The organism is Vibrio sp. 10N.286.49.C3 (assembly GCF_041469545.1).
Lineage (GTDB): Bacteria > Pseudomonadota > Gammaproteobacteria > Enterobacterales > Vibrionaceae > Vibrio > Vibrio tasmaniensis_A.
In genome coordinates, this window is record NZ_JBFRKT010000043.1 from 24,413 (window position 1) to 45,895 (window position 21,483).

A 21,483-nucleotide genomic window follows, 5' to 3' on the forward strand; every position below is an offset into this window, starting at 1 on the left:
GCTTGATTTCTGTTAGGATTATGGTTTTAGTGTGTCAAGTGAGCGACTGTGGACTTCTCAGCAAAACTACGCCTTTATTGGGCGAATAAAACCATAAATTACAGCGTATTAATTCTCATCACTCTGCTCGGTGTTGTAGTACCTGCTTGGTATTATGGTCAAAACACACTGATCACACCATTAATTTTAGGGGTTATTGCTGCGGCTCTTGCTGAAAGTGATGATAGCTTTACCGGACGTTTGAAAGCACTCACGCTAACCTTTATCTGTTTTGCCGTTGCAGCCTTCTCTATTGAGATTCTCTTCGATACGCCTTGGCTGTTCGCGATAGGGCTTTTCGTTTCAACCTTCTCTTTTATTATACTTGGGGCAATTGGCCCTAAATATGCCAGTATCGCATTTGGATCATTACTTGTGGCTATCTACGCCATGCTTGGGGCTCACGAGAGCACTAACCTTTGGTTTCAACCTCTACTATTGTTAACGGGCGCAGCTTGGTACTACTTCATGTCGATGATTTGGCAGATCGTATGGCCGATGCAACCAGTGCAGCAAAACCTAGCAACAGTATTCGATCAAATCGGCAATTACATCGGCTCTAAAGCAGAGCTCTTCTATCCAGTTTCAGATTTGATTCCCCAACCACATCGCATTATTGAAGCCAAACTCAATGCTAGCACTGTTAACGCGCTCAACATGTGCAAAGCGACGCTACTCAACCGCTCTAAGCGCGGACACATTGACGGACCGAGTGACCGATTCCTAAACACCTACTTCATCGCGCAAGATATTCATGAACGCGTGAGCTCCAGCCACTACCGTTATCAAGAACTGGCAAAACACTTTGAGCGATCAGACGTTTTATTTCGATTCAAGTACCTGCTCGAAGCCCAAGCTAAAGCTTGTAAAGAAGTGGCAAGCTCACTGAAGGTTGGCGCTGAATACCAACATGGCGAAAAATCTGTTCTGGCACTGGATGAACTGATGTCTTCACTTAATCACCTGCATCAACAGAACAAACCAGAATGGAAGTCATTGCTCAACCAATTAGATTACTTATTTAATAACCTAGCTACCGTAGAAAAACAGCTATCAAATATAAGTAACCCAGATGCAGAAAAACTAGAAGAAGGCGTACTGGACGATACCAACCCTCATACTTTGACGGCGATGTGGCATAAGATCAAAGCCAACTTGAACACCGACTCAATGCTATTTCGTCATGCAATTCGTATGGCGATCACTTTGACGATCGGTTACGGAATTATCCAAGGTTTTGAGATTGAAAGAGGTTATTGGATTTTGCTAACAACACTGTTTGTGTGCCAACCAAACTACAGTGCAACGCGACAAAAGCTGACGGCTCGTGTCATTGGCACCGTCGCAGGCTTGTTGATTGGAGTACCGTTGTTGACCTTTTTCCCATCTCAAGAGAGTCAGCTGGTATTCATTGTGGTCAGTGGCGTGATGTTCTTCGCTTTCCGTATCAATAACTACGGTTTCGCGACCGCCTTTATCACACTGCTTGTGCTCTTTTGCTTCAATCAATTAGGGGAAGGCTACGCAGTTGTATTGCCAAGACTAGCAGATACCTTCATTGGCAGCGCGCTCGCTGTTTTAGCGGTTAGCTATATTTTACCGGACTGGCAATCAAAACGACTTCACAAGGTGATGGCAGATGCGCTTGATTCCAATAAAGATTATCTCGCTCAGATCATTGGCCAATACCGTGTAGGCAAAAAAGACAGCCTTAGCTATCGTATTGCACGCCGCAGTGCACATAACAATGATGCAAATCTGACTGCCGCTGTTAGTAGCATGCTGGTTGAGCCGGGTAAGTATCGTACATCTGAAGATGAGAGCTTCCGATTCCTAACACTCAATCATGCACTACTCAGCTATATCTCTGCTCTGGGAGCTCATAGAACACGTATCGATGACGAAGCAACACACAAACTGGTACTGGACGCACACAGAGTAATACACGAGCATCTCGACGCTCTCAACGACCAGCTGTTTTGTCATCAAGAACAATGCGAAGTAAAAAACGCTTACGATCCTGAACTTGATAAGCGTTTAAGTGAATGGAGAGAAGAGGATGAGAGCTCTGTTAGAATGGTTCTACAACAGCTACATTTGATTTATCGAATGCTTCCAGAACTGCATACCTTAGCCACAAAATTTGCAGTTAAAGTTAAGATTGAAAAGCCGCTTGAAAAAGAAGTTTCAAGATGAAAAACAAAACAACAGTAAAAACAAAAAGATAACGAAACTGCTCATTTTTTTGAACACTCCGTATGTTTGTACATTGCTCTACCAAAAGGCTCATCTAGGTAGAGCAACCACTTGCCTACCCTTTATCTACAAGGGCCGTTCAAATCTTACACGCATGTAAACTTGCTGACTTTGATTGACTCATCCATAACTTTGCCTAACATTCCTCGGACAAAAAACAACCAAAGGGATCTATAGTTGTCTTAGTTTTAGGAAACTTCAAACTTCATTTAATATTCACTTAATCTTGTTTGATTTATTGAATCAGTAAGCTATGCTCTATTGAGCATATGGATTTGAACTAAGGTCTCATTATGAATACACAGCAATTTGAAGTATTTAAGCAGCAAATACAGCTTCTTAGCCCACAGCAATTGAAAGCACTTCAAGGTGAAATCGACGGCAACCTTGAAACAGACCAGCCTTCTCTGCTTACTGATGAAGAGTTAAACGCACTGAATGACCTGTTTAATTAATAGACAGACGTCACTATTTTAGCTTAAGTTCACCGTTTCACCGTAAATTTCACCTGTTCACCATTGCGCTCAAAATATCGTCCGCCTAGACTCATTCAATACGTCAATAAAAGGTTCTGCTATGTCGATATCTGGTATTCAATCTGGTTACGCCATTATTCAGCAGTCAACCAACATGGCTGAAGAAGCCGCAATCGAGCTCAACCAAGCCTCCAAACACTCTCTAGAATCCGATGACGCTTTCCAGACCAGCGATTTCAGCTTTAACCAAATAGAACCTGAACAATCCATTTCGTTTAAAGAAAAAGAACCGGAACCATCTTCATCCTCAACGGATGCACTCATCAAACTGACTCAAAGCGCAAGTTATAACCGTGTTGGTGCGAGTGTGGTTGATCGTCAAAACGAAGCCATTGGTAGCCTTCTCGATATCCATATCTGATTCGAGCTACTATTTATCGATTTGATGGTTACCCTCTTTTTGACTAACAAATGGCTCTAAATCCATACAAACTGTAACTCATTATATCAGGCACTTGTTTCTGGTTTATTACTCGGTAGAATCAGCGCAAATCAATTTTGCTGCACAAACTTTACTTCATACTATTTATGCCAAAACTAAATCTGCATCGCCGTGACTATGTTTCTATTTTAGGAGGCGACATCTCCGCAGACGAATTAGAAAAGAAGCTCCAGCCTCATTTTGATAAGCCAGTGAATAAACTGACTCCGAGCCCTTACCTGACTGAAAAAAACCTTACACGTCGCTGGGCGGCTCTCGATAATGCAGACTCGCAGCAAGAACTGCTCGACCCTCATACTCAAAGCCAGATTCAGGCTTATGAGAAAAACATAGAGCACTTTATTGGCACGGTAAAAGTCCCTGTTGGTATATCTGGCCCTTTAAGAGTCAATGGCCTGTTTGCTAAAGGCGACTACCTAGTCCCACTTGCAACCACTGAAGCGGCGCTTGTCGCGTCGTATAACCGTGGTTCAAAGCTGATCACAGCTTGTGGTGGTGCAAGTGCAATGTTGCTCAATGAAGGCGTAACACGCACTCCTGGTTTCGCATTCCAAGGATTAGTTGAAGCAGGACAGTTTGTGGCATGGGCAGTGACCCAGTATGACCAATTTAAAACCTTAGCTGAATCAACAACGTCGCACGGCAAACTTACCGACATCAATATCAACATCGAAGGTAACCATGTTTACTTGGTGTTTGAATTTCTAACCGGAGACGCTTCTGGTCAGAATATGGTAACTATCGCGACCAACGCTGTATTTGAGTACATCATAGAAAATACGCCGGTTAAGCCCGATCATGCTTTCCTTGATGGCAACTTATCAGGCGATAAGAAAGCCAATACACAAACCTTGCGCAGCGTTCGTGGTAAAAAAGTCACAGCCGAGGTCAATATCTCTGCTGAGCTTGTCGCTAAGTACCTCCACACCACACCAGAGAAGATGGTGCAGTTCGGACAAATGACCACAGTCGGTGGCGCTCTAAGCGGTACGATTGGTATCAATGCTCATTATGCCAATGCACTTGCTGCACTCTACATTGCTTGCGGTCAAGACGCGGCGTGTGTTGCTGAGTCTGCGATTGGTATGACTCGTATGGAGCTCAACAAAGAAGGTGGTTTGTACGCGAGTGTAACGCTGCCTAACTTGATGTTAGGAACAGTCGGTGGCGGTACTGGCCTACCAAGCCAAAAAGCGTGTCTCCATTTACTAGGGCTACACGGCAACGGTAAATCACAAGCCTTAGCTGAGGTTTGTGCGGCTTTATGTTTGGCGGGTGAGCTATCGATTGTAGGCGCATTCTGTGCGGGTCACTTTTCGCGCGCTCATCACAAGTTAGCGCGCTAGTTTCTGTTATAAAACCTTAAACCGACCGTTGTCACGTATTGAGTGAGTTATGTATGGATTACTTACATTTATCGCGAGTGAGCCTTAAACACCTCACTGCTCTTCATATTATGCTGAACACACACAGCGTCACTCAAACGTCAGAGCAACTCTTTGTCAGCCCTTCGAGTGTCAGTAAAACTCTGTCTCAGCTACGTGACATCCTTAACGACGAGCTTTTCTATCGGGACGGCACTAAGCTTATCCCGACTCCCTTTGCCCTAAAAATAGCGCCCACTGTTCACGCGATTCTTTCCAGCATGAACGGGTTACTTCACCAAAAGAGTTTTACTCCTCAAGAGTATCAAGGCAGCTTTTCACTTTCGATGCGTGAAAGTACCTTCGAAGTGTTTGCCTCGAAGATCAGCAAAATCACCACTGAACTTGCACCAAAAGCCAAACTTAATATCTATTCGAAACAGGAGCTTGGATTCGATGCTTTGCTCAGTGGTAAGGTCAACTTGATCCTGTTGCCACACGATATCTCACAACCCCCAACGGATAATAAAGAGCTGGTGTGGGAAACGATTCTTCCTGATGAAATGGTTTGTTTGATGGGCGCTCACCACCCTCTCGCTCAGCAAGAACTAACAGTTGAAGGCTATTTAGACTACAAACACATTGGGATCTTAGATAACGAACTGTCTAAGCCTTACTTTGAGCAAAACTTAGTGCAATGTCATAAGCCTAGAGAGATGGCGATATCGGTAGCGGACTTTGGCGCGGCGGCGGTGTTATGTCACCACACACCTTTCTTGTTCACTTGCTCAAAACAATGGGCTGAGCATGCCAAACAAGCACAAGGTTTGGTAAGTAAGCCGCTTCCTTTTGATTACGGAAAAGTAGCGTATAGTTTGGTATGGAACAAGCCAAACATGAATGATCAGGCGATCAAATGGTTGTGTGACTTGTTTTTAGAAGCCTAGACCTTTGTTAGAAGCAGATTGAACTAACAAGACTGGTTTTATAAAGACTGAAATTTGATAAGAGACTAAGTATATACCTCAGGGGTTTGCATTGCTCTTTGAACAATTGAGTAGAGCTTATCGTGAAAGCTCTGCATTTGTTGTTCGGTGCATTTAGGCCACTCTAAAGCTTCGCCAATTACCCCATGATGTTGAAACGCATTTAACCGAATTCGAACATCACTTGGCAAACCCTTCAAGTAATACCCGACCTGCTCTACCTCGATATCTAGGTCACTTTTATTAGGAATATGCAGTAACCGAACTTCATGTAATTTGCCTTTATCAGCTAAGTAGTTAATGGTTTCAAACACTCGATGGTTCCCTCTACCCACTAACCATTGATGCGTTTCAGATTGCCATGATTTTAGGTCGATCATCGCACCATCAAGGTAAGGTAATACCTTATCCCAACCTTGCTGTGTCAACGAGCCATTACTATCAATAAAGCACGTTAAGTGTACCAATTGCGGATCGCTTTTGATCGCCTGAAATAGCTCGACGATAAACGGCAATTGCATGGTCGCCTCGCCACCCGAAACGGTAATACCGCTCAGGAAGAATTGATTGTGCCTAACCAGTTCAAGCACATCTGATACCGTCATCGTGGTGATTTTGGGGCTAGACTTATGATCACAGATATCGACGCACTGATCGCAGTTGGTACACGCTAACGGATCCCACTTCACTTTGCCTTCAATAAGACTCAGAGCACTGCTCGGGCAGCCACTCACGCACTCTCCACAATGGTTACAGTGGTTGATGGTGTGTGGATTATGACAAGTGATGCAATCGAAATTACACCCCTGTAGGAACAGCACCAAGCGATTTCCTGGTCCATCAACACAAGAAAAGGTCAGCACACGGCTGACCTTCGCTTGTTTTTCTGTCTTATTATTTTTAACCCTAGCCATTTGAGTTGTTAGATCAGAAATTTTCATAATTCACATTGTTCGTATTCGAGAAACACATAACATGCGTACGTTAAAGCTATTCGTATGTCGGCGACATCTCTAAGCTCGCCACACGAGGCTTACGCTCTAGAATGCCCGTATTTTTTGCAGCTTCAGCACCAAGGAAAGTGGTATTGGTGCGTGAACCTTGCTCGTCATATTTGGCAATGTCAGACAGCTTAATCATATAACCTGTCACACGAACCAAATCGTTCGATGCTACGTTAGCGGTGAACTCACGGTAACCCGCTTGAATCGCCCCTTTACACAGGTTGAACATCGCTTCTGGATTGGACTTCACCGTTTCGTCGATGGTCAGAATGTCGCTGATACCCGACGTGTAGAACTTGTGGTGACCAGCCGTCGCACGTACGTAAGACACTGGATCCGGTTCTGTTCCATAAGGGATGCGTACACCCGGCGTCACATCTTCATCGAGGCTGATACCACCTTGAGCGTGTAACAGAGCCTTACCTTCCAGCCCATATTTCACTTCCGAGTTTTCAACAATCTCAGCCAGCTTTTCAGAAATACGATGGCCTAACTGATTTGCTTGTTCATCGTGACCATAGCGCCCTTCTTTGCCCTCTTTTTCCATTAAGATGTTAACCGCCTCAGCCATGCCATAAATACCAAACATTGGCGCAAAGCGATCTTCTTCAATTAAGCCTTCTTTGGTTAAGAAGCCTTCGAAGAAGTTAGACTCTTCATGTAAGAAGCGACTACGTGCATTCATCAATTCGATCATGATGCTGCTGTAGTTAGGTAGTACTTGCTGTAAGAAGTCTACGCTGTCTTCAGATTTCAGAGCCACTTGCTTGAGGTTCATACGTACTAGCGTGTTTGAACCACCCGCCAGAGGCAAAGAGTTGTAGCAACTCACGATGCCAAAACGCTTATCTCCGTACGCAGCGGCGTGTGCAGGATAATTGGCAATGTGCGGCTTGCTGCATTCACAGATATTGCTCGCAGCATGACGAAGCAGGTCATCAGATGTGACTGCAGGGTCGTACATAAAGGTTAAGTTAGGTGCGATCTGCTTGAGTTCAGCATCCACACGTAAAATAGTGCGACATACAATGTTGTCACTAGGGCCAATATTAACGTGCATGAAGGCATCTGGCAGCGTGCGATCCAGCATGATCCAGAACAGCTTCAGCTTTTGGTATACCTGCTCATCCGTCAAACCGCCAACAAAAGGCATCAACACATCGTCCAACTGGCCTAAGTAAACCGGAATTGAAGTCACTGATGGAACGTGATGATAAAGGATGGTGAGCATGTTCAATGCTTCGTCGAAATTAGTAGCCGCGCTAAGCTCTAAATACTTGGAGCCTTGATGTAAGTATTTAGAATAATCAGGAAGCACATAGCGCGGCTTAAATGGGGCGTGACCTTCAAACATGTCACACAGCACACCTTGTTGTAAGGCTTGCTCTACTTCATTGCTTACCGGCATATACGGCAGACTGGCTTCAGCTTCTAAGGCAAGATAGCTCGACTTCTGTTTTGGGGACAGGTTGGCATCTGAAATGATATTGCTAAAGCATTGTTGTTGTTCTGAAAGTGTTGAAGAAGTAGATGACGCAGATTGGTGGCTCATGATTAAACCCTTAATATTCTTATGGGCTTATTTTATATCTCACACTTACATTTCCACTAATGAAATGTATGCAAGCCTACATTTCCAAAATGGAAAACACCATTTGTAACTTAGTAATTTATGAATAGATAGCTTATAAATTTTGTGAATAGACAGTTTTTAAATTGGCCATTTGCCAATTAACGATGGTTGTTTATCGATGATTGTCGTTGGGGAAGGGAAAGAATGAGCAGAAGAGATTAGGCCGCTTAATTGAACCGTTTAGTTTAAAACGCAAGTGCGTATAAATAGAAAACCCACATAACGGATCCAAAGATCGTTGATGTGGGTTTAGTCAATTAAGCGTGAGTGCAGTTATCTGGAGTTATCTATACGTCAACTCCAGATACGTCAACTACAGACAAGTAACCTATAGGTGAGGAACCACTTGTTTACGGCCTACACCCATCAGAACCTTCAAAGTACCTTGTGGGGTGTCGATTGAAAACGGTGTTGAGACTTCAACAATCGAAAAACCTGCTGCGCTCAATACATTCTGGGAGCGCTGTTCGCTGACCCCAAAATCTTCGCTGTCGTTTTCTAAGTACCAATCCCAGTGTACAAAAACCCCATCGTTTTCTAACAGAGTATAAATAAGGCTGACCGTATCTTGTAGGTTCGGAATAAAGCCACATACCGAAGAGGCTACCACTAAGTCAAACTGATTTCTGAATGCTGGGTGTTGGGCTGCAAGTCCGCGCGATAAGATATCAACGACGGGCTCTACATTAGACAGCTCTTTTTTATCTAACTCTTCAATCATCCCTTCTGAGATATCGAGAGCGATGATCTCTTTTGCAAAAGGAGATATTTTCTGGCTGAGTAATCCTGTACCACAACCAAAATCAAGGACACGGGTTCCGTTCAAATCAACGAGCTGTGTTAACTGGTCAAATGCGGACTGTGCGAATACAGCAGTAGCGGGATCGTTATCCCAATCAGGTGCGTACTCGTCCCATTGTTTCGCCATCATGGCCTCCATCTTTACTTCTTGTAGGTTCGGAACGCCCCCAGAATAAACCAAATTAGTCAATTCGTCATAGAGTTATCATGCAAAGATGGACTATTTCTAAGATAGTCAGCACAATATTCAGATAATATGCACCGCCATCCGCTCAATATGGAAATGAAATGAACCTTTCTCAAGTCCAAGCCTTTTGTTCAGTTGCTGATTTAGGGTCCGTCTCTGAAGCTGCTCGACAGCTAGAATGCAACCGAACCAAACTGAGTATGTCGATCAAAGCCTTGGAAAAAGAGTTAGATGTCGAATTGTTCGTACGAAGCGGCAACCACGTTGAACTTTCTGAAGCGGGCAAAGCGATTTACAAAGATTGCGAAGGCATGTTAGTAACGGCAGCGCGTATTAAACAAACCTGCTTACATGTTTCAGGTGAATTCAACGCCGAGATTTGGATCGCACGCGACGATTCCCTACCCGATGAAATGTGGCAAAGTTTATCGCACGCCCTAAACAACAAATACCCTTCCACTTCTTTCAACTTCGTTCTCGCGTCTAGTGGCGACTTAGCTAATCTTGTCGAAACTCAACAAGTTGATTTTGCGTTTGGTGTCGATTACGAGCGTGTCGACGACCCAAGAATTATCTACAACCCACTCGGCAAGATCCGAATGATGTCGGTATGTAAGAAAGGGCATGATTTGAGTGCGATGCGAAGAGTATCGGATGAAGTACTAAGAAATTCGATGCAAGCGACCATGGTTTATCTCAATGAAAAAGATAACCCTGAGCTTGAGCCCTTCTCTCGCCGATACATTGGTTTTTCTAGCTTCGATTTTATGTTGGATACGATTCTACGAGAAGATGCATGGGGCGTAATGCCTGAGCCATTGATACGCCATTTATTGCGTGAACAGGAACTGGCGGTGATCAAGCACACTTATGGCCTAACTCAAGAAGACTACTGTATGTTTACTGCGGCAGGTATGGCGGAGCACCCAGGAATGAATTGGTTAGCGGATCAGATCAGCGATTACTTGTTTGATTTCTAAAGTGTCAGATAATGTTCTATCTCGACACTTAAAGTCATCTAGCAAATAAAAAGCCCTCTCTTTAGAAGACCATCACGTGATCCACTAAATAACGTCCGTCTTCTTCAACCAGTACCATTTCAGCCACAAACTCGCCTTTCGCAATGGTATACGCTTGCTTCCAAACAAAAGCGATAGAATCGGAGCGTCTGAATAGCGCCACAGGTTCACGTTCAGCAAAAAAGCCATTACTGTGCTGATAATGATGACACACCTTTTCCAGATACTCCGGCGTCACAATATCCTTCATGCGCTGCGTAAAATCTCGGCAGTGCTGAGCATGGTCAACCTTGGTCGAGCCGTCCATCAAATTATCCATGATCGGGTTAGCAATCACCCACAACTCACTATCACCAATATCGTCAAACTTCATATTTATCCATTCCTTTGAAACTGCAGCCAAATAACACAATTCGATAAAACGCTTGCAACCAATCTGTTTTATTAATCATAAGCGATCTTATTTTACTTGCACACCATCTCTAGAAAACAGTCATCGTCAACTTTACTGACACCAAAATTCACCACTAAGCCATTGAATAATAACTACTTGAATGTAAAACGGGTTACCGACATATAAACGTCATCAGATAAAGTTTGTAAAGCTAGCTCAATATTAGAACAATGAAGTTATCAAAAACATCTGGAAAATATTATGTGTGACAGGAAAAGCCAAAACGAAAACCGAGTACTCTTGTTCTCAGCCCTTTTAGCATCAGGCTTCGCAATTGGCGGATTGGTGTTGGGTCTTCTCGTTGGCTCTCTAGTCATAGTATTTGACGGTGTCTATTCTCTTATCAGTTTACTGTTAACTTTATTGTCACTAGCTGCTTCGAAATACATTAATCGCCCATCAGACAGGGAGTTTCCGTTCGGTCGAGCAATCATTGAGCCGATCGTAATCGCGATTAAAGCGATTGTGATTCTGCTTGTGGTCGGTTATTCGCTTTATTCTGCGATTGGTGCTCTGATGACAGGTGGTCGTGAAGTCGATGCTTCTATCGCAACTCTGTTTGGTATTTTCAACGTATTGGGTTGTGGTTACGCTTGGTGGTACATCGCTAACAAGAGCAAACGTATTTCTTCAGGTTTGATTCAAGCTGAGTCTAAACAGTGGCAAATGGATACGCTGTTGAGTGTGGCAGTTACGGCAGGTTTCGTTGTTGCTTGGTTGGTGGCTTACTCTCCGTTTGCTGAATACGCGGTATATGCCGATCCAATGATGATGTTGCTGATGTCTTTCTACTTTATCAAAATGCCGTTCGACATGTTACGTGAAGCAATGCGTGAACTGCTAATGATGTCGGCAACCAAAGATATTTGTGACGCGGTAGATAAGAATGTTGTCGCTGTGGACAAAGATGCGGAGCAAGATTTGGAGCTAATGGGTGTGACTAAGGTTGGCCCGGAACTAAGAGTCAATGTTGATATTCATACTAACGACCAAGATGCGATTACGGTTGATGATATTGAACGAACACGCCATCAATTAAAGCGACGCTTATCTAAAATGCCTTATGAGCTTCAATTGAATTTAAATATTACGGCTTAATGGCCTGGTCCCTAGTAACCTTTATACATCACTTTTATATTATAAGTTTTACTTTCAAATTTGTTCGCCCCTTCGTACAATACGAGATTATCTTATTTTAGTGATCGTGACATGACCCCTTCTAAGCACTTTAATTATTTTTTAAGTGAAAAAATAAACGACATAGTTGAAGCTCCTAATGAAGCAAGTATTCTTACGATTGAGGCTAAAATAAGAGAGTTTGCCTCTGAAAATGACCTACCAATCCCAAGCGCCGTTGATTATTTTTGTACAGGATCACGGTTATTAAAATTGGGGCAAGTACATCAAGCCTTTGAACATCTAACTGAAGCACTACATCGAAGTGAAATATCCAATATTCACGACATTAAATTCTGCATAGAATACTCTATTGGCGTTGCTCTCATACGATTAGGCTGTTATTCAAAAGCCATTATTTCTCTAACTAAAGCAAGTGCATCAAAAGCCGTTAACAATGAACGCCTCCTAACTCGAATATATAATAATTTAGGTTACATTTTTTTAGAAACCCAAGATTATTCAAAAGCTCAGTACTATTGCAAGCTCGCATGGGAAATAGAAAAAAATTCTCTTCAAGCTTCATCGAGATCAATATTAAGTAACCTTGCTATCATTGATTCAACGCTAGGTAATAAAGCCGAGGCCGAAAGAAAATTCACTTTATGTCGAGAACTACTCAATAAACACCCTAGTCTTATTGGTACTTACTTTTACCACAGTTGCTATGCAGAACACCTTCAATCTATCAACCAGATTGATGAAGCACTCTCTTCTTTTAAGACTGCAATTGAAATCTGTGAATTACTGGGCGACAATTTTTACTTAATCGAAACTTTAAAAAATTACTGTTCATGTGCAATAGAGCATGAAAGAAACGATATCCTTGAGCCATATTTAAGCCGTGCTATATCTTTAGGAAACAAATATGGCAACGCTACATCACTACAAAAACTCGCCTCATCACTATTTAATTTTAGTCGCCAAGAAGCAACGGAAGCCCAACAATCTAAGATAGTTGAGAAGGCCTTTGAACTTCAGTCAATAGCATTCCAGAACCTTTCCGAGAGTAATAACGAAGCCGTTTTTCAATTGTATCAACTGTACTCAGAACGCCCCGCATTAGAGAAAGCACACTCTTTCACAACAGATTTAGATTTAATTACTTCATTTGGTGAGTATTTAAGTTCACATTCAAACCTCACCGATATGATGCAACGCCTTCACGAAGATCTGAAAAAGGTGATGCCAGTTGAGTCTCTTGGGCTAGCTTTGTATAACGAAAATACACAACAACTGACCTATGAAATTTATTTAGACCTGGGTGTTACACTCGAACCTTTCACTGTCGACTGTACAAAACAAGCGACATTAAGTGCATATTGCATTAATAACAGAATACCTTTCTGTCATGGTGCATTTACAAAAGCAGCACTGAACAAACTATTAAATAAACCACTCGGTGAGCACGCTTTAACTGGTGTAACTAAAGAAGACTACTCGTCTGTTATCATGCTGCCGCTCATTCTTGAGGGTAAGCGCCTTGGTGTTCTTACCGTCCAATCCATTGAGCCCAACGCATACCAAGAACATCACTTATCTTTAATGAAACATTTGGGTTCTTATTTATCCATTGATCTTCAGAATAAGCAGCAAAAGAAACAACTTGAAGAACAAAAAATGACGCTCAAAACACTGATGAATTTAGATCCACTCAGTCAGTTATTTAACCGTTTAACCTTGGCAGAATCCATCACACAGTGGCGTGATACTGTAGAAATAGAACAACCCTACGCGTTACTATTAATTGATATTGACTACTATAAACAATTCAATGATTGCTACGGTCATGTGAAAGGGGATGAGGTTTTGGTTACCATATCAAAACAGCTTAAACATCATTTTTCAGCAGAATCTTTTAAGGTATTCCGATTTGGCGGTGACGAGTTTTTAGTTTTATGTACGGGTGAAACAAAAAACGCGTTGCTAGCAAAAACTTCTCAGCTCTTATCCGGTGTGCATGATTTAAATATCAGCCACAAGAAGTCTAAATGCAGTGATCGCTTAACTCTTTCGGTTGGTGGAGCGATATTCACACACTTTGATATTTTAAATCTAACCAATGAAGAGCTGATCCAAAAAACAGATAAAACACTCTACAAAGTAAAAGACCAAGGAAGAAATGGAATATTGATTGAAGATTAGGAAATTCCCGCACTGATATATAAGCGCAAATTAAGACTGAGAATGAACATTTTTAGAAGCCGACGCCTTAACCGTCGGCTTTTTTTCTCTGGTTACCCACCAGCAAGCCAGTGAACCAACAGTTACCATACATACGCCCTGCCAAAACGTCATGGTCAATGACAAGCCCAAAATCATCGAGGAAAGTAACGTCGCGAAGATTGGCGTAAAGTAAGACATGGTTGCCAAAAACACCATGTTGCCACCTAGAATCGCCGTGTTCCAAAGCGCGTAACCAGCGCCCATACAAGCCCCAGCAAGCACTAAGTCAATCGCAGCACTTGAAGTCATCACCATGCCGGTTTCATCACTCAATGCGTATTTGATCCACAGAGTGATCGCAGTAGCGATAAAGAAAAGCACAATCGCATTCTGCCCTTTAGCAACGCGTTGGGTGTAATTGCAATATACCGCCCAAATAATCGCGCCGAAGAATGCCATCGAATAGGTTTTAGGGTTGGTCGCAATATTAGCCGCGATTTGCTCGACAGAAAGCCCCTGATCGCCGCTGATACTCCAAGCCACGCCAAAAAACGCTAAGACGATACTTGGATAAACCAACCAGTTGATCTTTTTGTCACTCAACAGCACCGCAAACAACACCGTTAGTGCAGGCCATAGGTAGTTGATAACGGCCATTTCTAAGGCTTGATGTCGGCTATTTGCCATTCCTAAAGCCAGAGCCAAGAAGATTTCGTAGCAAACGAATAAGGCACCACCGATCATCAAATACGATTTAGAGAAGCGCGACAGCTTAGGTAACCCCATAACACAGACTAACAACAGTGAGCTCACTGTATAAAGACTGGCAGCACCACCAATTGGGCCCAGTTGTTCTGACACACTACGAGACAATGCAATTAAGCAGCTCCATAGTAAAATGGCAGCAATGCCGTAGCAGCTATGGCGATGAGATTTCAGCACGCCTCTTCCTTCTCTTTATTGTAATTAGGTAATCAAAGCGAGCTTAAGCAAAGGTAGGCTTAAACACCACTATCGATAAGTTGCAGTGAGTAAAAATAAGTAGCCGAGCACATAACTGTACTCGGCTATCAATCATTTACTCAAAATTCTAAAAGCAGTTAGCAATTAGCAATTAGCAATTATGCCAACAAAAGTGCTTGCAGGTCAGCCAGAGACTTGACCTGATAATGAGGGTTAATTCCTGCTGGCGTCGCTTTCTCTTGGCGGTTCAACCAACAGGTCTCAATACCAAAATCCAAGCCACCTAAAATATCAGAGTGTGGGTTGTCCCCGACCATCAATACTCTTTGCTTTGATGGCAATCCAATCAGCTTGTGCGCATGCTCAAAAATTTCCGCGTCTGGTTTAGCGACACCGACTTCCTCAGAAATGATCACATGGTCAAAGTAGTCTGTCATTCCTGTTCGTTCCAAACGGATTGACTGCAGCTCTGTGAAACCATTGGTGATGATGCCCATGTTCACTTTGCCTTTTAACGACTCCATCAACTCTTTTGCACCAGGAAGCAGAGAACAGATGTCTGCCATTGCGGCTAAAAACGCACTGTTTAGTGCTGCCGTGGTTGTCTCTAACTTTGTTGCCCAGCTTTCAAAACGCGCGTGCTTCAGTTGTGCAGCCGTAATACGGCCATCTTGGTAATCGACCCATAACGGCAAATTAACCTCTTGATAAACTGAATAATCCTGTTCGCTAAAGTCCACGCCAAAACGGGAGAACATCAGCTTCATTCCTTGAAAAGCATCAAAGTGGAACAAGGTTTCATCTGCATCAAAGAATATCCAATCGTACTTCATTTTATGTCCTATTATTCGCGCGGTTGAGCAGTGCTTGTATTTATTTTCTCGTTGCCTCAAAGGCCAGATGTGCATTCTACTGTCAATTTTGTGAGCCTGAATATAGTTCTAAGAATTTATAGAAAACAAGCAACAAGTCATGATGTATCGCAAATTTTGCCACATATTAAACCAATACCATACAAGAAATACACTTAAGTACCGGGAGGTACCATGAAGCACTTCTTACCGTCATCCGTCATGCTCACCCCATTCCTTGTTAAGTATTATGATGAACAACCAGAAGACACCTCTGACGCCTTAGATACCGATGAGTCTCAGCAACCTCAAATTGAAGCTAACGATGACTCACGCAAACCATCGACACAAACTGAACTTGAACCGACGTTGAGTGAATAGCCTTTACTTTCATGGTCATGGAACGCAATTCTGTTATTAAATCAATAGTTCGCTTTCCATTACTGACAAAGAACACAGCCAAAAACCATGAAAACGATTGCTATATGAGCCCTATCACAACGACCAACCACAAAGTGGTAGTTCGGAATCAAAGTTGTTCCAGATCAATGGTCGACCACTTGAATGCCGACAACATGTAGGAAATTAAAAATCATAATTAACGGAGTTTTCCAATGTCTACTGCATTTTACATCCCTACAATCAACTTCATGGGTACTGGCTGTCTGAAGGATGCTGCTGATAGCATTCAGTCTCAAGGCTTTAAAAAAGGTCTGATCGTTACTGATAAGATCCTGAACCAAATTGGCGTAGTTAAGCAGGTACAAGACCTTCTTAGCCAGCGTGGCGTAGACGCAGTTGTATTCGACGGCACTCAACCAAACCCAACCATCACTAACGTGAACGATGGTCTTGAGTTACTGACTGACAACGATTGTGATTTCGTTGTTTCACTAGGTGGCGGTTCGCCACATGACTGTGCAAAAGGTATCGCTCTGGTTGCCTCTAATGGCGGCAAAATTGCAGATTACGAAGGCGTAGACCAGTCTGAAAAGCCAATGATGCCATTGATTGCTATCAACACCACAGCAGGTACAGCTTCTGAAATGACGCGTTTCTGCATCATTACTGACGAAGCTCGTCACATTAAAATGGCTATTGTTGATAAGCACACAACACCACTTATCTCAGTAAACGATCCTGAGTTGATGCTTGCTAAACCTGCATCATTAACTGCTGCAACTGGCATGGATGCGTTGACACACGCAATCGAAGCTTACGTTTCTATCGCAGCAACGCCAATCACAGACGCAGTAGCGATTAAAGCAATTGAACTTGTGCAAGCACACCTAAGAACAGCCGTAGCGCACGGTGAAGACATTGAAGCTCGTGAGCAAATGGCTTACGCGCAGTTCATGGCTGGCATGGCATTCAACAACGCTTCTCTTGGCTATGTTCATGCAATGGCGCACCAACTGGGTGGTTTCTACGACCTTCCACACGGTGTATGTAACGCTATCTTGCTACCACACGTTCAACGCTACAACGCGCAAGTTTGTCCAGAGCGTCTACGTGATGTTGCAAAAGCAATGGGTGTGAATGTTGAAGGCATGACAGCAGAGCAAGGCGCAGAAGCAGCTATCAACGCGATTGTTCAACTAGCAAATGACGTGAACATCCCAACAGGTATTGCTCAACTTGGTGCTAAGCTAGAAGACATCCCGACTCTGTCTGACAACGCACTAAAAGACGCTTGTGGTTTCACTAACCCTAAACAAGCGACTCATGAAGAAATCTCAGCGATCTTCGAAGCGGCAATGTAATCTAGCGACAAGTTATTCGAGCTAGAAACATGCGGCTCTTGCTAAAAATAAACAGCTAACACAAACGGGCTCACCTTCTGAGCCCGTTTTTTTATCTGTCCGATACCTTTCAGATCTTTACCCTCATCACTAATCAGTAGTGACTAATCACTCACTGCTCACCACTAAAAAGTCGCATTGTTGCGATCGCTTGGTTATAGTTAAACTATTGATATATAGAATGACAAACAGGTTCCATTGAGTCGTTGGATAGTTAGCACCTCATTATTAGCTTCACTCGTTACCCACTCCGCTCAAGTAGAGGAACAAAATGAGTGCCACAGTCAGCCGCTAGAAGACGCCCCTGTCGAAAAAGCCTATCACTACCTAAACAGTAAATTTTGCCAACCCGCATTATGGTTTGACAGTTTCTTTGTCGATGACCGCATTACCGAAGATGCTCGAGCGGGCACTTCTGTCCGTTGGTACAACGATTTTATTTACTCAGAAGGTGGTGACGTCGACTACTCAACCAAGCTCAACGCACGTTTACATCTTCCCTTTGCGAGTAAGCGCCTAAAATTAATCTACGAATCTGTCAGCGATGAAGAGTTCTTTGATTTCTTTCCACAAGATTCAGAGGAATTAGAGAGCGCACTCGGCCTTCGTTACGATGCTTATGCGAAGGGTTACAGTAGCTTCAATATTAAAGCGACACTGCGTCCGCGTATTGAAGCTCGTTATCGCTTTACCTACCCTCTCACTACCGATGCCGTATTCAGGCTGACCCAACGTGTGTATCAAGAAAAGCAAGAAACTGGCGAGTTCACCGATATCGATTTTGATCTTTCTTTGAGTGATGACTTCTTAGCGCGATGGTCGAACTTTGCAGGTTATAACGACGACCTTAAAGGCTGGGAGTACGGTACGGGGCTAACTTTGTATCACTATCTTTCTCAAGACCAAGCTCTGCAATACAGCGCGACGATTGCAGCAACCAGCGTGCCGTATAACCACTACGAATACTCACAGGTGTCGATAACCTACCGAGAAAACGTTTGGAAAGAATGGCTGTTCTACGAATTGATTCCGCGCTACCAATGGGAACGAGAGCCCTATGAGAAACATACCGAAGAAGCCAACATCACCCTTAGGCTTGAAGTCTTGTTCAACAATGTCTAGTGGAACTAGTATCTAGTGAGTGTTTGTGAGATTGGGGCATCGTTAGATCGAAAACGAGGCACAAAAAAGCACATCATGTGATGTGCTTTTTCAGTTCTATATAAGGCTTAAGCTGTAGTCTTAACCCTTGTAGTTTCTTACTCGTGCCGCCTCTGCTTCACGCTTGTCGACGACCGTTTTACCGATTGGCGCCAATGAGATAACCGCAAGCTTAAGGTGCTGAATCGCAAACGGAATACCGATAATAGTAATGAAACACGCTACTGCTGACATGATGTGACCGATTGCTAGCCAGATTCCAGCAAATAAGAACCAAATGATGTTACCAATCAGACCTAGTGGGCTGGTACCGATGTCAGTTTCATTGGTCAATTCATCACGTGAAATCGCTTCTTGACCAAATGGGAAGAATGAGAAATTACCCATTACAAAACACGCTCTACCCCATGGAATACCAACGATGGTGAGGAATGCGAGCAGTCCGAAGAACCACCATGCCAATCCCATAAATACGCCACCAAACAGAAACCAAATGATGTTTCCTATTGTTCTCATGTTGTCTTCTCCAAATCTTTGAATACTGTTTATTTCATATGCCGAGTAAGGCAATACTTGTTCTAATAGGTTCATTATTATTGAGTCTTTATGAACCGCTTATGAATCGCCTACATTTCCTGTGATTGATACACACCACGAAACGCCAAATCCGCATAGGGATCATCGATTTTATTTGATACCATGTTCGTAGATTTTTAGTATCACAAAGCTAAACAGCTACAACAACTAATTTAAGGCCGAATTTATGAACAACACTGAGCAACCTAAAAAGAAAATGAAAAACTGGGTGCCAATCGTCTTCTTCGGACTTCTCAGCACAGTGCCTGTATTCATGTTTTTAGTCGACGTGTACATCAACCAATACATGTAACAAGACCCCGCCATCCTATCGGCGTAAAAATGAATACAGGAAACATGTCCTGTATTCATCTCAGTTAAATCACTTCTACTGTAATTAATTCAATTCTTCTGCGATCAAATCAACTCTTAGTTAATTAAATCAGCTCTTCGTTAATAAAGTCTAGAATGTCGATCAGCTCATGATCTGGCAAGTTTAGTAAGTTATCACCCACATACCATTCAATCTTACATTGGGTAGGCAGTTCGCTGATCGCTGGGTTTCCTATCCAAATCTTGTGCTTCTTCGCTATATTGTCGCGCAGGATAATGCCATCCTCAAAACCCACCGGTAAATAGAGGTGAAGCATGTTTACTTGGGGTTGCTGCGGGTTCACTTTGAACTGCGGGTAATCTTGTAAGATTTGATAGATTTGCTTGGTACGCTCATACAATGCAGGCATCAACTCAATCCGTTGATCAAACTGCATTGCTGCCGAAACCACGTAAGGCGTGCGATGATAAACATTTCCGCCCTGACGCTTCATCCATGCTGAAGCTTTTGCTACGAAAGCCTTGTCACCTAATAGGAGTGACCCACCAAGACCGTTTATCCCTTTGTAGAGCGAAACATAAGCCGTATCGAACCCTTTCGCGATCTCTCTATATGGCTTTTGATAATACGGGCCGCACTCCCACAAACGAGCACCATCCATATGCAGATGAATCGATTGTTCTTTGCAGTACTGCTTTATCGCTTCAAGCTCTTCCCACTCAGGCAGTTGACCACCAATCTCTCGCATCGGTAGTTCATACAATGCCGCGGCAATCTCATCAGGCCAAGCCTTTAAGTCGTCGACATTCCAAGTGCGAAATACATTACCAACCGGAAGTACATTGAAACGGTTCTGGAGCTGATACCCTTGGCGTTCATGGCGCATAATATGACTGGATTCGTGCATCGCCACCAAAGGATTTCTTTTTTCTTGGCAAGCAATCTCTAACGCTGTCGGTTGATTCATTGTGCCAGTAATCACAAACACGGCGGCTTCATAGCCGAGCAAATCAGCCACTTTGCTTTCAAAACTCTCAATAAAATCGCCATCACCGTAGGTGTCGTGCGCCACATCATGTGTTTCGCACCATTCAGCCATTTGCGCGAAGGTTTGTGCTGGTGTTGGATCGAAGTGACCAGAAAGCAGCAAATTACATTGTTGACGCAAGTCCGTGCTCATAGTTTTTCCTTTATTCATTGTCGTACTATGTAGGGTGATTGAATTATTTACGTTAGCCTTCAACGGTGACATAAAGTGCACCTATTCGCTTTTATTATTAGCGAATAATTAGTTTTACGCAGTCATCGGCTGCGTGTGCCGGAAATACTCAAATTGACGGGTGTTTTATAAAATCAAGTCCCTAAAAACACGCGCATCTAACTAGATAAGTATGGGCTAATTCGTTGTTGTTCAACCATTCTTCTATTATTGTATATCTATAATTCCAATAAATATTATTCGTTAATGGACAAAGAGGGCTATATGTCGAAAAATCGAGTCTTAGTGCTATTCGCCCACCCTTCTCAGCATCGCTCTGAAGCTAACAAACCCTTATTTGAGCAAGCCAAGCGTATTGAAGGCGTCACCTGTGTCGATCTTTATGGGCTTTGTTGCGTAATTCAGTGGAACTAAATCAAGAACCTACGATCTGATCAGCTACCACCACTCTCTCTCGTAGCCTTATGCCTAAACCTCGTTACAAAACAACCAACTGGAAGCAATACAACCAATC

20 protein-coding genes and 1 pseudogene are annotated in these 21,483 nt (G+C 43.1%); 13 read left to right on the plus strand and 8 right to left on the minus strand.

The window, feature by feature from the left end; translation table 11 throughout:
* Positions 1-48 precede the first annotated feature (48 nt).
* The 5 genes from yccS to AB4180_RS16855 all read left to right on the plus strand — a co-directional run bounded on the left by yccS (position 49) and on the right by AB4180_RS16855 (position 5,584).
* Positions 49-2,235: a YccS family putative transporter gene (gene yccS / locus AB4180_RS16835; protein ID WP_102250417.1), complete on the plus strand. Its 2,187-nt coding sequence runs from the start codon at positions 49-51 to the stop codon at positions 2,233-2,235.
* A 353-nt stretch (positions 2,236-2,588) separates the two neighbouring features.
* Complete coding sequence (locus tag AB4180_RS16840; RefSeq protein ID WP_198592277.1) at positions 2,589-2,750, plus strand: hypothetical protein; 162 nt, start codon at positions 2,589-2,591, stop codon at positions 2,748-2,750.
* Positions 2,751-2,871: 121 nt separating this feature from the next.
* Positions 2,872-3,192: a hypothetical protein gene (locus tag AB4180_RS16845; RefSeq protein ID WP_102250416.1), complete on the plus strand. Its 321-nt coding sequence runs from the start codon at positions 2,872-2,874 to the stop codon at positions 3,190-3,192.
* 167 nt (positions 3,193-3,359) lie between these two features.
* Positions 3,360-4,619 (plus strand): hydroxymethylglutaryl-CoA reductase, encoded by a 1,260-nt coding sequence (locus tag AB4180_RS16850; RefSeq protein ID WP_102250415.1) that lies wholly within the window; start codon positions 3,360-3,362, stop codon positions 4,617-4,619.
* A 53-nt stretch (positions 4,620-4,672) separates the two neighbouring features.
* A complete protein-coding gene (locus AB4180_RS16855; protein ID WP_029224004.1) occupies positions 4,673-5,584 on the plus strand; it encodes a LysR family transcriptional regulator in 912 nt (303 codons plus the stop codon).
* Between the two features lie 65 nt (positions 5,585-5,649).
* Here AB4180_RS16855 and AB4180_RS16860 read toward each other — a convergent pair whose 3' ends face one another.
* The 3 genes from AB4180_RS16860 to AB4180_RS16870 form a co-directional block, all read right to left on the minus strand.
* The gene (locus tag AB4180_RS16860; protein ID WP_102250414.1) at positions 5,650-6,564 is read right to left on the minus strand and encodes a YjjW family glycine radical enzyme activase; all 915 of its coding nucleotides are present in this window, start codon (positions 6,562-6,564) and stop codon (positions 5,650-5,652) included.
* 49 nt (positions 6,565-6,613) lie between these two features.
* Positions 6,614-8,179 (minus strand): YjjI family glycine radical enzyme, encoded by a 1,566-nt coding sequence (locus tag AB4180_RS16865; protein WP_102250413.1) that lies wholly within the window; start codon positions 8,177-8,179, stop codon positions 6,614-6,616.
* 409 nt (positions 8,180-8,588) lie between these two features.
* Positions 8,589-9,188 (minus strand): class I SAM-dependent methyltransferase, encoded by a 600-nt coding sequence (locus tag AB4180_RS16870; RefSeq protein WP_009845582.1) that lies wholly within the window; start codon positions 9,186-9,188, stop codon positions 8,589-8,591.
* Between the two features lie 161 nt (positions 9,189-9,349).
* Between AB4180_RS16870 and AB4180_RS16875 the strand changes: the two genes are divergently transcribed.
* Positions 9,350-10,228: a LysR family transcriptional regulator gene (locus tag AB4180_RS16875; protein WP_009845583.1), complete on the plus strand. Its 879-nt coding sequence runs from the start codon at positions 9,350-9,352 to the stop codon at positions 10,226-10,228.
* A gap of 61 nt (positions 10,229-10,289) precedes the next feature.
* On the opposite strand, the gene AB4180_RS16880 is transcribed toward AB4180_RS16875, so the two are convergent.
* Entirely contained in the window at positions 10,290-10,640 is a 351-nt protein-coding gene (locus AB4180_RS16880; protein ID WP_017103721.1) for a hypothetical protein, read from the minus strand.
* Positions 10,641-10,922: 282 nt separating this feature from the next.
* Between AB4180_RS16880 and AB4180_RS16885 the strand changes: the two genes are divergently transcribed.
* Positions 10,923-11,819: a cation diffusion facilitator family transporter gene (locus tag AB4180_RS16885; protein WP_102250412.1), complete on the plus strand. Its 897-nt coding sequence runs from the start codon at positions 10,923-10,925 to the stop codon at positions 11,817-11,819.
* Positions 11,820-11,930: 111 nt separating this feature from the next.
* On the plus strand, positions 11,931-14,042 hold the full coding sequence (locus AB4180_RS16890) for a sensor domain-containing diguanylate cyclase (protein ID WP_102250411.1): 2,112 nt from the start codon (positions 11,931-11,933) through the stop codon (positions 14,040-14,042).
* 30 nt (positions 14,043-14,072) lie between these two features.
* On the opposite strand, the gene yddG is transcribed toward AB4180_RS16890, so the two are convergent.
* On the minus strand, positions 14,073-15,005 hold the full coding sequence (gene yddG, locus AB4180_RS16895; protein WP_017103720.1) for an aromatic amino acid DMT transporter YddG: 933 nt from the start codon (positions 15,003-15,005) through the stop codon (positions 14,073-14,075).
* Between the two features lie 179 nt (positions 15,006-15,184).
* The gene (gene yjjG / locus AB4180_RS16900) at positions 15,185-15,859 is read right to left on the minus strand and encodes a pyrimidine 5'-nucleotidase (RefSeq protein WP_017103719.1); all 675 of its coding nucleotides are present in this window, start codon (positions 15,857-15,859) and stop codon (positions 15,185-15,187) included.
* Between the two features lie 213 nt (positions 15,860-16,072).
* Here yjjG and AB4180_RS16905 point away from each other — a divergent pair, with 213 nt between their 5' ends.
* The 3 genes from AB4180_RS16905 (at position 16,073) to AB4180_RS16915 (ending at position 18,801) form a co-directional block, all read left to right on the plus strand.
* Entirely contained in the window at positions 16,073-16,258 is a 186-nt protein-coding gene (locus AB4180_RS16905) for a hypothetical protein (protein ID WP_009845588.1), read from the plus strand.
* Positions 16,259-16,491: 233 nt separating this feature from the next.
* A complete protein-coding gene (gene yiaY, locus AB4180_RS16910; protein ID WP_009845589.1) occupies positions 16,492-17,640 on the plus strand; it encodes an L-threonine dehydrogenase in 1,149 nt (382 codons plus the stop codon).
* A 237-nt stretch (positions 17,641-17,877) separates the two neighbouring features.
* Positions 17,878-18,801 (plus strand): hypothetical protein, encoded by a 924-nt coding sequence (locus AB4180_RS16915; RefSeq protein ID WP_102250410.1) that lies wholly within the window; start codon positions 17,878-17,880, stop codon positions 18,799-18,801.
* 120 nt (positions 18,802-18,921) lie between these two features.
* Here the strand turns inward: AB4180_RS16915 and AB4180_RS16920 are convergent, their stop codons facing one another.
* The gene (locus AB4180_RS16920) at positions 18,922-19,356 is read right to left on the minus strand and encodes a YccF domain-containing protein (RefSeq protein ID WP_017111843.1); all 435 of its coding nucleotides are present in this window, start codon (positions 19,354-19,356) and stop codon (positions 18,922-18,924) included.
* Between the two features lie 247 nt (positions 19,357-19,603).
* Here AB4180_RS16920 and AB4180_RS16925 point away from each other — a divergent pair, with 247 nt between their 5' ends.
* The gene (locus AB4180_RS16925) at positions 19,604-19,729 is read left to right on the plus strand and encodes a hypothetical protein (RefSeq protein WP_017060906.1); all 126 of its coding nucleotides are present in this window, start codon (positions 19,604-19,606) and stop codon (positions 19,727-19,729) included.
* Positions 19,730-19,853: 124 nt separating this feature from the next.
* Here the strand turns inward: AB4180_RS16925 and AB4180_RS16930 are convergent, their stop codons facing one another.
* Complete coding sequence (locus tag AB4180_RS16930; RefSeq protein WP_102250409.1) at positions 19,854-20,930, minus strand: low specificity L-threonine aldolase; 1,077 nt, start codon at positions 20,928-20,930, stop codon at positions 19,854-19,856.
* Between the two features lie 303 nt (positions 20,931-21,233).
* On the opposite strand from AB4180_RS16930, the pseudogene AB4180_RS16935 reads away from it, so the two are divergent.
* Positions 21,234-21,353: pseudogene (locus AB4180_RS16935) on the plus strand (flavodoxin family protein); the annotation flags it as partial.
* Positions 21,354-21,483: the final 130 nt, after the last annotated feature.